This is a genomic window from Polaribacter vadi, from assembly GCF_001761365.1.
Lineage (GTDB): Bacteria > Bacteroidota > Bacteroidia > Flavobacteriales > Flavobacteriaceae > Polaribacter > Polaribacter vadi.
This window is the reverse complement of the sequence record NZ_CP017477.1, coordinates 52583-64875: the sequence shown is the minus strand read 5'-3', so window position 1 is coordinate 64875 and position 12293 is coordinate 52583. Positions and strand designations below refer to the sequence as shown.

Sequence of the window (12293 nt, the reverse complement as noted above, 5' to 3'; positions counted from 1 at the left end):
TAGTAAAATTCGTGCATTCGTGGCTAATTTTGACATGAAAGTCACAAAATAAAAAATATGATTTTTGCCTTGAATAAATATCTTATCAATTAAGTTTTAGAAGAATTATATGTTGACTTTAATTAACCCTAAAAATCAGAACTTTTTTAGTCTCAACATTCAAAAGTGATTAAAAATAGCATTTGTTGTGTCTTAACCATCTTGAATTTCTTTCAAAATCTAAGTCGATATGTAAAATAAATTCGTGCGTATTTAAATTACCAGGAATACTAATTGTTTTATAATCATATGCATAACCAATTCTATATTTTTCGTTGATCAGCAAAGTAAATAAAGCACTTATAGAACTTTGATGACGATAAGAAAGTCCTGCTTCTATAACTTCATTGTATAAAAAATTTGCGTTTACATCAATAGAAATTGGTTGATTGGTTGTATATCTTACCATGGTTGATGGTTTGAACATGATACTTTCTGACAACTCAAATAAGGCTCCTGTAGATAAAAATACATTTGGATTTGTTGCCAAACTTGCTGCTTTAAATCGATCTTGAATGTAAAATTGAGGAGTTTCTAACAAATAAGGTACAGATAAACCTACGTAAAAATCTCGATTGTAATACAAAGCTCCAAAACCAACATTCGGAAAATTGCCACTTGTAGAGGCATAACTTTCATTATCTGGTGTAATTCCATCAAATAAATTGTTGTTGAAAAATGTTATTCCTCCTTTTAAACCTAAAGATAATCTGCTAGCATCAGAAATAACTAAGGTATAAGAAGCATCTAAATTTACGTTTGTAGTTTCTGTTAAACCAATTTTATCGTTTACAACTGTAGCTCCAATTCCTAAACCTCTACTGGTTCTTCCATTAATGGAAAAAGTTCTTGTAGTTGGTGCACCTTCTAAACCAACCCATTGATTTCGAGATAAAACTGACATACTCAAATCTGCTCTATATCCTACAAAAGCTGGATTTATAATCTGCATATTGTACAAATATTGCGTGTAATTTGGCACTTGTTGTGCGTTTGTTTTTAAGGTTAATAAAAAAATCATCAACATAAAAAACAAACAATATGTTTTACTCTTCCCCATTTTTGATACAATTTTAGCGTTCATTTTCATTATCTAATTAATTGTATAAAATTCTTGATTGGTTTTTTTACACCATCGTTAAAATCTAACGTGTAAAAATATACGCCTGTTGGTGCTGGTTTATCATTGTAAGTTCCATCCCACCAAACAGGATTTAAATTGCCATTATTGCTATATTTATAGACTTCATTTCCTTGTCTATTAAAAATAATCAATACAAAATTTGGATATTCTTCTAACCCCGACAATTTAAAAACATCACTTACACCGTCATTATTTGGTGAGAATAAATTCGGATAATCATTATCGATAATTGCACCAATTCCTAAAGGTGAGGACGTGTTTGAAACTGTTGTAAAATCTAAGTTTAACTGTAAAAATAATGTTTCTAGTTTTTCATTTAATTTATCATTAATCGTTTTTACAGCTTGTTTTATGGCTGATGTAAAAGCAGGAATTGTAATTTGTGTAGATAAAGATTGGTAATCTAGATTTGCAGTTGTTGTATCATCTATCGTTTCTGCATTTATATTGATAGGAATATAATTCTGCATCAATTCGTCATTATCATTTAAAAGACTGATTGTAAACTCTAAATCATTTCCTTCTTCTGCTTCAGTATTGTCTATTTCTACAATCGGATTTGGATCAATGTCTATAATTGTGGCTGTTTTTGCCAAATCTTGATTTCCAAGATTGTTTGTTAACCCAACTCCAACAACACTTATTTCTTCTTCATCTAATTCATTTAAATTGTCTAAAAGAGAAGTAATTGTAAACGAAACTTCTGTATTTGCATTGTTTGGATCTGTAGTGCCATCAATTGTAAAATTCTCAAAAACACGATTATAATCTTCTGGACTTATGGCTGTTCTATCTCTGGTAACAATTTCTACAGTAATAGATGTTGATGCAGGATTACTAATGGTAATTCTGTGCAACAAATCTACGCCTTCTAATTCACGAGAATTATTCATGGTAATTGATGGAGCAACATCATTGTCTAAAATTGAGCCAATTCCAGTAATATTTTCATTTAAAGTATTATCAGAAGTTATGGTTCCATTAAACGTAAAAAGTTCAGTAAACTCAAAAATAGGATCTTCTAAAGAAGTTATTACAAATTGAGCTGTAGTTGTAAATGGAGCAATTGTAAACGTTGTATTTGATACACTAATATAATCGAAAGGTGCAATTGCAACATCATAAATATCGGTTGAAGTTGTGCCATCTAAAGTTGAAAAAGTAAAATCGATTGGTGATGCACTTTCTACTAAAATAGCATGATCATTCTTAGTTACCAATTGAATTGTAAACATAAAATCGGTTCCTTCTGGTTGTGAAATAGTATCAATTAAAACAAAAATGGCAATTATTTCTCTCCAATCTCTTTCTGGAGTATCTTCATCATCAAAATTAGGAAAACTTAATGGAGTTTGTCCATTTGTGGGATTTATTTGAGTATCATTTACATCAAATGCATCATCTAAACCATCATTATCTGCATCAGCATTTAGTGGCAACGTTTCTGGAGTTCCATCACTATTTGCATCCCAACCTTCAATAATATCATCTCTAATATCATTATCTGAATTGATGTCTATATAATCTGGAATTCCATCATTTTCTGTATCCACAGGATTTAATCCATTTGGATATGCAGAATTGATTCCTCTTAACGAAACTGAAGTATTTAAAGTGATGTAATTATCAGTTGGTTGCGCTTCTATATTATCTACAATTCCATCTCCATCTGCATCAATATCTATAAAATTTGCATTTCCATTAGCATCTGTATTTGGAATTATATAATTGATTGATGTAAAAATAGTATCTCCATTTTCCTTAGTGTTATCCAAACCATTTACACCAACAACATTATTTGTACTACCATTATTATTGGTATCATCAGTTGCATTTCCTGCTTCTACAATGTCTAGAATTCCATCATTATCACTATCTAAATCAAAATGATTTGGAACACCATCTAGATCAAAATCAAAAATATCTACAATTCCATCTGCATTTGTATCTGCTCCAAAATCTGTGTCTCTATAATTAGGAATAAAATCTGCATCATCATCTTCTAAAGGATTTAAACCATTGTATTCTGCAATATCTGGAATGGTATCATTATCATCATCAATATCAATATCATTTGTAATTCCATCATTATCTGTATCCGTAGAAATATTTACATTTGTTGAGTTTGATGATGGCACATTTCTTCCTAAAGGATCTCTTGCAGAAAATACAGCTGTGTTTGTATTAAAACATGTTTCATTGAAAAGAACCGTAAATTCTACTGTGATAGTTTCATTTATTTTTAATAATCCAGAAGAGCCATCAAATAAATTTATATCTGATGTACCATTATAACCTGCATTTAAAGTAGGATTTGTAGTAGCTGTTGAACTAGAAATTATTGGAGTACTTACAGAAAGTACTTGTCCATTACAAGTATTATTTAAATTATCTTGTAACTGTAATTGTGTTAATTGTACAGACTCACTTGTGTTTTCTATGGTAATTTGAAACGTAACTTCTTCATGTTCTAAAATACCATTAGGAGCTTCGTTTACAGCAGAGATTATTTTATTTGTACGTGAAGAAGCACTAAATATAAAACGCATTCCTGCAACAGTACAACTACAATATAATGCTGATGAAATAGCTGCAGTTGCTGAATCTGCAAAATAATAACGATCTAAATGATCTCCTAAACCATCTGACCATGTTACAAAAGAATATCTAGTTTTGTTTGCTGCACTAGTTGCATCAAAACCATCTGCATCTCCTTGTGTTTGAGATAAACCTGTTTGTTCAAAAAAACTATAACTGGAACTATCTATGGGCCCAATTAAATAAAAAACTTCTAAAGTGATGGTTTCTCCAGCTGGAAGAGAATTGTTGGGCAATAATAAAGTTGTATTATCATCTCCATTAAAATCTGGATTAACAGTAACTGCTGGTCCTGATACTTGCGTAATTATAATATCATTGAAAGAGACTCTGCTTAAAAAATCTTCTAAACCCATATTAAAATTAATGTTTTGGGCTGCAGAAGCTCCTTCATTGGTAATAATTACAGTGTTTATATAATCGAAAGTTCCATCAGAATTTACAACTCCTGGAGGTGTTAAAGATTGATTGTTAAATTCTGGCACATACAAACCCGCAGAAACAACTGCTTCTGTGGTATGAAAATCTGTTAAAGTTATAGAATCTGTGGCATTATTTCCTTTATCTGTATTTGCAGTCATTGTATTTGTAAAATCGATACCAGAACCTGCAGGAGTTGGATTTGAACGACCATCACAAAATGCGTTTATTGTTACACAAAAGCTAATAAATATAGATTGTCTTGGATATAAAATTAAATCTGAAATTGCAGAAGTATTAAAAAAAGAACTTGAATTACCATTTGTAAATGCTGGATTAAAAGCATCTACTGTAAATTCTCTTGGAAAAAATGTGTTTTCAGCAATGTTTTGTACAGCATCATTTCTTATGCTAACTTGGTCTACATTCACCAAACAACCAACTCCAAATGTGTCTTGCAAATTATTAATTAAATCGATGTTTCTTATTAAAGCAGCTTCATGCCTATCTCTTGCATTATTTCTATTTGTAAGCTGAACACTGTATACAATTTTATATTCTCCATTTGATTTAAAACCTTGGTTACAACTACCCAAATTATTTATTTCTAGTAAATCTTCTGTAAACTCTACAGTTAATAAAAGATTTGCAGAACTTGTAAAAGTACCATCAGAAATGGTGTAATTAATTGTGGGTACAATTCCTGTATAATCTGTTGTAGGAATAAAAATATAACTTCCATCTGCTGCAATTGTTATTGTTCCTTCAGCTAAAATTGCTGTTGTACCTGCAGTATAATTCATTCCATTTACTGAAAATTGGGTAACATTTAAATCATCTTCCTCATTGGCATCTGTATCATTTATAAATACTCCTGGAGCAGGAACATTTAAGGTGGTGTTAATATCTACAGTATCATAATCGGTTCTAGCAGCTGGTGGTTCTGGAGGTAACTTAACAGTAATATTTAAGTTTGCAGTGCTTGTAAAAGTTCCATCTGTAACTGTGTAAATTATATCAGAAACAGTTCCAAGAAAATTTGGACTTGGTGTAAAACTATAACTCCCATCTGCTAAAATTAGGATAGATCCTTCTGTGAAACTTGCATTTTCACCAGCAGTAAAAGTAGTTCCGTTAATTAAAAATTCGGTAATTGTAAGGACATCTCCATTTGCATCTGTATCATTTATTAAAAGTCCAGGTGCATTTTCAGTTAAAGGTGTATTAATAAATGTTATTTTTTCATCATTGTTGGCAACCGGTGGTTCTGGAGGTAGTGTAACTGTAATATTTAAATTTGCATTGCTTGTAAAAGTTCCATCTGAAACTGTATAGTTTATTTCAGATACAGTTCCTAGAAAATCTAGATTTGGATCGAAATTAAAACTCCCATCTGCTGAAATTACAATAGATCCTTCTGAGAAACTTGCATTTTCGCCAGCTGTAAAAGTAGTTCCGTTAATTAAAAATTCGGTAATTGTAAGCGAATCTCCATCTGCATCTGTATCATTTATTAAAAGCCCAGGTGTATTTTCAGTTAATGACGTATTTATTAAAGTTGTTTTTACATCATTGTTCGCTACTGGTGTAACTTGAGCAACTAAAAACTGCGCAACAAACAAAAGCAGGAACACACATAATATGGGGGATTTTTTTATCATAATTAAAAGTAGGTTTTAGAAAACCTAAAAAATTAAATTTCTAAATCTTTATCATAAGGAATACTTTTTAAAACATGATTTATCACATTTACACGAGCTTCTGTTTTTCTATTAGCTCTTATAATTTTCCATGGTGAAATTGTGGTATTCGTTTTTTCGAACATCGCATTTTTATATTCTGTGTATTGCTCCCATAAATATTGCGCTTTCTCATCTAACTTTGTCATTTTCCATTGTTTTAATGGATCGCTTTTAATATCTGCAAAACGTTTTGCTTGTTCTTTTTTGGAGATAGACATATAAATTTTAACTAAATGAATTCCCGATTCTAAAATCATTCTTTCGAAATCATTTACTTGATTCATAAAAATTTCATATTCTTCTTGCGTACAAAATCCATTTACAGGTTCTACAACTGCTCTGTTATACCAACTTCTATCAAAAAAAACCATTTCACCAGCTTTTGGAAATTGCTCTACATATCTTTGAAAATACCATTGAGAATTTTCATCTTCAGTAGGTTTTGGCAAAGCCACAATACGCATGTGTCTTGGATTAATACGTTCTGTTATTCTTCTAATTGCACCACCTTTTCCAGCTGCATCTCTTCCTTGGAAAACAACAATAATTCGTTCGTTATTTTTAATAGCCCAAGTTTGCATTCTTATTAATTCTATCTGTAACTTTATCAGTCTTTTTTTATAATCAACATATCTTAAAGCCTTATCTACACTTAAAGGTTCTTTTGATAATAATGCTAATAATCCTTTTTTAGAATTCAGCTTTTTTAAATCTGATGGACTTATTTTTCTACTCATAAAGCTTAATCTATTTGATTGATATTTGATCTATAATAACGCATTACAACATTAGGATCTGGACTTAAAATAGTATTTGCTTCCGATTTTCCTTCATAATTAAATCGAGATAAAACGTGTCTTATAGCTTCTAATCTTGCCACTTTTTTATCGTTCGTTTTTATAATCATCCAAGGACTATAAGTTGTATGTGTTTTGGTAAACATTTCAGATTTATAATACGTGTACTTATCCCAAAGAATTTGCCCTTGTTTATCTACAGGACTAAATTTCCATCTTTTTAATGGGTTTTCTTTCCTAGCATCAAAACGTTTGGCTTGTTCTTCTTTTGTAATCGACAACCAAAATTTTATAATAATTACGCCATCTTCATACATCATATGTTCAAATTCTGGCACTTGCACCAAAAAATCTTCATATTGTTTGGTGGAGCAAAAACCCATAACAGGTTCTACAACAGCTCTATTATACCAGCTTCTATCAAAAAAAACAATTTCACCAGGATTTGGTAATTCTTTAATATATCTCTGAAAATACCATTGTCCTTTTTCTACTTCTGTTGGTTTATTTAAAGCAACTAATCTACTAGAACGTGGGTTTAAGTGTTCCATAAACCTACGAATATTACCACCTTTTCCTGCTGCATCTCTACCTTCAAAAATAATAGCAACTCTTTTATTTTGGCTAGATACATAGTTTTGTAGTTTCACTAGTTCAATCTGTAATAAACGAAGTTCTTTATCGTAAAGAAGTGTTTTTTTTACTTTGGAAAAAGAAACATTTTTCTCTTCTATAAGTGATAGTAATTCTTTAGTATTGCTAATATTTTTAAAATCCTCTTCACTTAAAGTCCCTTTTGTTTTCATGCATGTAATTTAATACGTCTAAAATAAAAACTTTTTTATAAATGAGTTAAAAAAATATCATTTTAAATTGATATTAATATATTTGCCTATGTTTAAAAATCGATTACTTTTTTGTTTGCTATTGGTTCCTTTTAGCATAATTGCTCAGCAAAAGTTTTCTAAAGAAATTAGCTTTACTACAGATAACGATTTGTATGTTTCTTTTGATAGAGATCGTTATTATACCAATGGTATGTTTTTAAATTACAGATACATTACCAAAAATGAAAATATAACGTTAGAAAAAAAGATTTTTGAATGGGAAATTGGGCATGAAATGTTTACCCCAAACAAATCTATAGTGCAAACTATTGATGAACATGACAGACCTTTTGCAGCATATTTATATGGAAGTTTTGGCGTTAAAAACGTTTATAAAAACAATAAAATTTTAAATTATAATTTGCAAGTTGGCGTTCTTGGACCAAACGCTTTTGGAAAAGAATTACAAGATTTTATTCACGGCATTTATGGTTTTAAAAAAGCTACAGGTTGGCAATTTCAAATAAAAAATGCATTTGCTTTCAATTTTGATGTTGACTACATTCGTTTTTTAGGTAAGAACAACAAAAATACTATTGATGTTTCTTGGGTAAATACTGCAAAATTGGGAACTATTTACACCAATGTTAGTTCTGGTTTTTATGTAAGGTTTGGTTTAAATCCTTTGGAGAAAATTATAAATTCAATCGCTTTTAACACGAATTTAAATGATGATACAACAAATTCCACAAGAGCTATAGAATCTTTTATTTTTGTAAAACCAACTTTAAGATATGCTTTTTACGATGCAACATTAGAGGGAAGTTTTCTAAACTCAACAAGCTTGGTTACCAAAGAAATAATACCTGTAGTTTTTAATCTTGAAATAGGCTTAAAGTTTACTGCAAATCGATTTAATTTCGGATATATTTTTAACTACAACACAAGCAAATCTAAAGGTTTAAGATATACGTATGGAAATAAATATGGCACTTTAAATATAAATTATTTACTGCATTAATCTACAAAAAAATCATCTTTAAAACCTATTAAATACAAGTTTTCTTGGGCTCTTGTTATAGCTGTATATAACCATCTAAAATATTCTTTAGAAACACCATCTGGCAAATAAGGTTGTTCTATAAAAACGGTTTTCCATTGCCCACCTTGAGATTTATGACAGGTCATTGCATATGAAAACTTTACTTGCAAAGCATTAAAATAAATGTTCTTTTTAATAGCTAAAAACTGCTTAAATTTCGATTTTTCATCAGCATAATCTTCTTTAACTGCTTGGTATAATTTGTTTGATTCTTCATAGGTTAAAGACGGACTTTCACTTGTTAACGTATCTAACAATAAAACCGTTTCAAAGGGTTGCATGTCTGGATAATCAATCATTTTTAACTCTACTTCTGCGAATTTAAAACCATACAATTCTTTGATGGAAAATATTTTTAAAACCTGACAAATATCACCATTCGCAATAAAACCTGCAGTTGAATTTTCTTTTAACCAATAATAATTATTTTTTACAACCATTACAAAATCACCAGCAGAAATTTCATTTTCTTGTCCTCGAATTTGCATTCTAATTTGTTGGTTGTATTGATTCGCTCTTTTATTAGAACGTACAATAAAAGCAGTATCCTCTACTCCATCATTATCATAAGCTGCCACCAAAGCATCTTCTATATCATAACCATCAATTAATCTTTTGATGTCAGGAAACTTAATATTAAATTTAAAAGCATCGCTTTCGTTTTGCATTTGCAACCTTAGTTGTGTTGCATTTGCTAAAATTCCAGAATTTTCATGTTGACGCATTACTTCATCCAACTCGATTTCTGTAACATTTTTATGATAATCGTATTGTAAAGTATCTTCTTCTAAAGCAGGACTTATTGTTAATTTTACTGGTGGAAGTTGAGCTGTATCTCCAATAAAAACTAATTTACAATTGTGTCCTGAATACACATATTTTATTAAATCGTCTAACAAAGAACCAGTTTCAAACAATTTTTGATTTTGTCTGCTATCAGGAATCATAGAAGCTTCATCAACAATAAAAATAGTATTTCTATGTTTGTTTGTTTGCAAAACAAAATCTACACCTCCATTTGCTTGTTTTTTGGGGAAATATATTTTTTTATGAATAGTAAACGCTGGTCTTTTAGAATATACTGCAATTACCTTTGCTGCTCTACCTGTTGGCGCTAACAAAACTGCTTTTTTACCTGCAGAAGCAAGCGCATTTACAAACGTGCTTATAGTTGTTGTTTTACCTGTACCTGCATAACCTTTCAGTAAAAAAATGGCATCCTTATCATCATTAAATATAAATTTACTTAATAAATTTAGTAATTGGCTTTGTTTTTGTGTTGGTAAATGTGGAAACTTTTTAGTAAGTTCGTTATAAAAATCAGCAGGTATTTTAATCATATAGAAAATAAAATATCAAAGATACATTGATTTGTAAAGAAAAATTTTTATCATTGAAAAAAAATTGTAGATTTGCGTTAATACTATTAAAAAAAACAAAATAAAAATGAGTTTATTACTAATGATTTTCGGAGCTGTATTAGTCGCTTTTCTAATAGCTTTTGTTATAGTTAAATATTTACCTTTAAAACTAAGATGGTTACCATCAATTATACTATTGGTAGCAGCAATCTTTTTAGGTATTAAAATATATGATGGTATTATGGAGCCAATTGTATTTAACAAGGAGAAAGTTAAAAAATATCAACCTGTTGTAAATAGCTTAAAAATTATTAGAGATGCACAAGTAAAATATTACGAAGTTAATGGTACCTACAATGATAATAAAGCTGGTTTAATAAGATTTGTAGATACTGCAAGATTGGCGTTAACTGAAACTAAAACAGTTGTAGAAAGAGTTAACACAGGTACAAAATACAACCCTATTTATGTAGATCAAGAAGTAAGAGTTACAGATACAATTGGGTATGAACCTGTTTTAAAGTACTTTAAAGATAGAGACTATAAAAACATGTTTAAAGTTCCTGGTGTTGAAGGTAAGGAATTTGAAATTGAAGTAGGTTCTATTGAAAAAATACCTGGTTTAGTGGTTTCTACATTTAGAGTTAGAACTCCTAAAGCTGATATTTTAAAAGGAATGAACGAGTCTTTAATAAAACAAGAACTAGAAGTGAAAGAAACGAACCAAATTAGAGGTGAATATGTTTCTGTAGGTTCTTTAGAAGAAATTAGTACTGGTGGTAACTGGCCTCCATCTTATGACAAATCTAAAGGTGCAAAAAAACAATAGTACAATTTCCAAAACGGAATCAAAAAATATAGCATTATCCATCCAATTTAGTTTGGATGGATTTTCTTTTTGTGTAGTAAACTCTTTAAAAAATAATATTGTTTACTTTAAAGAGTATCAATTTAAAGAAACACAAAACTCTCCAGAAAGTTTATTAGAAGAAATAAAAGTTATTTTTAAAAATGATGCCAATCTTCAACTTGAATATAATAATGTTACAGTAATTCATGAAAATAACTTAGCGGCACTTGTACCTAATCAATTTTTTAATGAAGATTCTTTAGCAAATTATTTAAGCTTAAACATAAAAACTTTAAAAAACGATTTTATTACATTTGATGAAATCGATATAATTGATGCAAAAAATGTATACATTCCTTATGTAAACATTAATAATTATTTGTTTCAAAATTTCGGAGAATTTGAATACAAACATCACAATACCATTCTATTAGAAAAACTTTTAAAAGTAAATACTTCTGATAAAAAAGTAATGTACATTAACGTTTCTAAAAATACTTTTGATTTAATTGTTTTAGAGAACAACAAACTTATTTTATCGAATTCATTTTCGTATATTTCTAAAGAAGATTTTATCTATTATGTTTTGTTTACAGCAGAGCAATTGCAATTAGATACCATGGATTTTCAACTCTATTTTATGGGTAACATTACTAAATTAGATGCTATTTATAAAATAACATACAAATACATTAAAAACGTATTCTTTTTAGAAAGCAACAATTCAATTTTTAAGGAATTAAAGATAGCCAATCATTCAAATTATATACTGTTAGGAACATGAGAATTATATCAGGGAAATTAAAAGGAAGACGTTTAAGAGCTCCAAAAAACTTACCTGTTAGACCAACAACAGATATGGCAAAAGAAGCGTTGTTTAACATTTTAAACAACCAATATTACTTTGATAGCATTGCAGTTATAGATTTGTTTGCAGGCACTGGAAACATTAGCTACGAATTTGCTTCTAGAGGCACAAAAACAGTGTTTGCTATTGATGCAAATTACAACTGTATAAGATACATCCATACTACAGCAAAAGAGCTAGATTTAGACATTAGTACTTATAAAAGTGATGTTTACAAATATTTAGAAACAACTTCTTTACAAGCTGATATTATTTTTGCAGATCCTCCTTACGATTTTGAAGAAGAAAAATTTTTAGCAATTGTAGATTTAGTTTTTGAAAAAAACTTACTAAAAGAAGATGGTGTTTTAATTATAGAACATTCGAAACACACCAAATTAGCGAACCACAAAAACCATAGTTATGACAAACGTTATGGAGGAAATGTGTTTAGTTTCTTTGAGTTGGTTTCTGATGAAAATTCTGATGAAGAAGAATAATTTTTGTTAAAAATTACAAATTCGTATTTCTTAAAATATTTTCACAAAATTATAGAGTATTTTACT

General features: G+C 29.4%; 9 protein-coding genes. 4 read left to right on the top strand and 5 right to left on the bottom strand.

Features of this window, described 5'->3' with window-relative positions; all coding sequences use genetic code 11:
* Positions 1–169: 169 nt before the first annotated feature.
* From LPB03_RS00300 to ppk2 (LPB03_RS00285), 4 genes are read right to left on the bottom strand one after another with little or no spacing between them, the layout of a single operon-like run.
* Entirely contained in the window at positions 170–1099 is a 930-nt protein-coding gene (locus tag LPB03_RS00300) for a PorP/SprF family type IX secretion system membrane protein (protein ID WP_231953119.1), read from the bottom strand.
* A gap of 29 nt (positions 1100–1128) precedes the next feature.
* Positions 1129–5862, bottom strand: a complete 4734-nt coding sequence (locus LPB03_RS00295) for a cadherin-like domain-containing protein (RefSeq protein ID WP_083187020.1) — start codon at positions 5860–5862, stop codon at positions 1129–1131.
* 32 nt (positions 5863–5894) lie between these two features.
* The gene (gene ppk2 / locus LPB03_RS00290) at positions 5895–6680 is read right to left on the bottom strand and encodes a polyphosphate kinase 2 (protein WP_065318476.1); all 786 of its coding nucleotides are present in this window, start codon (positions 6678–6680) and stop codon (positions 5895–5897) included.
* Between the two features lie 5 nt (positions 6681–6685).
* Positions 6686–7546, bottom strand: a complete 861-nt coding sequence (gene ppk2, locus LPB03_RS00285) for a polyphosphate kinase 2 (RefSeq protein WP_065318477.1) — start codon at positions 7544–7546, stop codon at positions 6686–6688.
* 88 nt (positions 7547–7634) lie between these two features.
* Here ppk2 (LPB03_RS00285) and LPB03_RS00280 point away from each other — a divergent pair, with 88 nt between their 5' ends.
* The gene (locus LPB03_RS00280) at positions 7635–8588 is read left to right on the top strand and encodes a lipid A deacylase LpxR family protein (protein ID WP_065318478.1); all 954 of its coding nucleotides are present in this window, start codon (positions 7635–7637) and stop codon (positions 8586–8588) included.
* Here LPB03_RS00280 and LPB03_RS00275 read toward each other — a convergent pair.
* Complete coding sequence (locus tag LPB03_RS00275; protein WP_065318479.1) at positions 8585–10009, bottom strand: ATP-dependent DNA helicase; 1425 nt, start codon at positions 10007–10009, stop codon at positions 8585–8587. The genes LPB03_RS00280 and LPB03_RS00275 overlap by 4 nt on opposite strands.
* A 106-nt stretch (positions 10010–10115) precedes the next feature.
* Here LPB03_RS00275 and LPB03_RS00270 point away from each other — a divergent pair, with 106 nt between their 5' ends.
* From LPB03_RS00270 to LPB03_RS00260, 3 genes are read left to right on the top strand one after another with little or no spacing between them, the layout of a single operon-like run.
* Positions 10116–10859, top strand: coding sequence for a PrgI family protein (locus LPB03_RS00270; RefSeq protein ID WP_065318480.1), 744 nt, complete (start codon positions 10116–10118; stop codon positions 10857–10859).
* On the top strand, positions 10828–11664 hold the full coding sequence (locus tag LPB03_RS00265) for a DUF3822 family protein (protein ID WP_083187023.1): 837 nt from the start codon (positions 10828–10830) through the stop codon (positions 11662–11664). Before LPB03_RS00270 ends, LPB03_RS00265 begins: the two co-directional genes overlap by 32 nt.
* On the top strand, positions 11661–12227 hold the full coding sequence (locus LPB03_RS00260; protein WP_065318481.1) for an RsmD family RNA methyltransferase: 567 nt from the start codon (positions 11661–11663) through the stop codon (positions 12225–12227). Before LPB03_RS00265 ends, LPB03_RS00260 begins: the two co-directional genes overlap by 4 nt.
* The last annotated feature ends 66 nt before the right edge of the window (positions 12228–12293 follow it).

Coding starts and splice junctions, on each gene's coding strand:
- ppk2 (WP_065318477.1), bottom strand. CDS start 7,546: ATGAAAACAAAAGGGACTTTAAGTGAAGAGGATTTTAAAAATATTAGC.
- LPB03_RS00265 (WP_083187023.1), top strand. CDS start 10,828: ATGACAAATCTAAAGGTGCAAAAAAACAATAGTACAATTTCCAAAACG.
- LPB03_RS00280 (WP_065318478.1), top strand. CDS start 7,635: ATGTTTAAAAATCGATTACTTTTTTGTTTGCTATTGGTTCCTTTTAGC.
- LPB03_RS00270 (WP_065318480.1), top strand. CDS start 10,116: ATGAGTTTATTACTAATGATTTTCGGAGCTGTATTAGTCGCTTTTCTA.
- LPB03_RS00295 (WP_083187020.1), bottom strand. CDS start 5,862: ATGATAAAAAAATCCCCCATATTATGTGTGTTCCTGCTTTTGTTTGTT.
- LPB03_RS00260 (WP_065318481.1), top strand. CDS start 11,661: ATGAGAATTATATCAGGGAAATTAAAAGGAAGACGTTTAAGAGCTCCA.
- ppk2 (WP_065318476.1), bottom strand. CDS start 6,680: ATGAGTAGAAAAATAAGTCCATCAGATTTAAAAAAGCTGAATTCTAAA.
- LPB03_RS00275 (WP_065318479.1), bottom strand. CDS start 10,009: ATGATTAAAATACCTGCTGATTTTTATAACGAACTTACTAAAAAGTTT.
- LPB03_RS00300 (WP_231953119.1), bottom strand. CDS start 1,099: ATGGGGAAGAGTAAAACATATTGTTTGTTTTTTATGTTGATGATTTTT.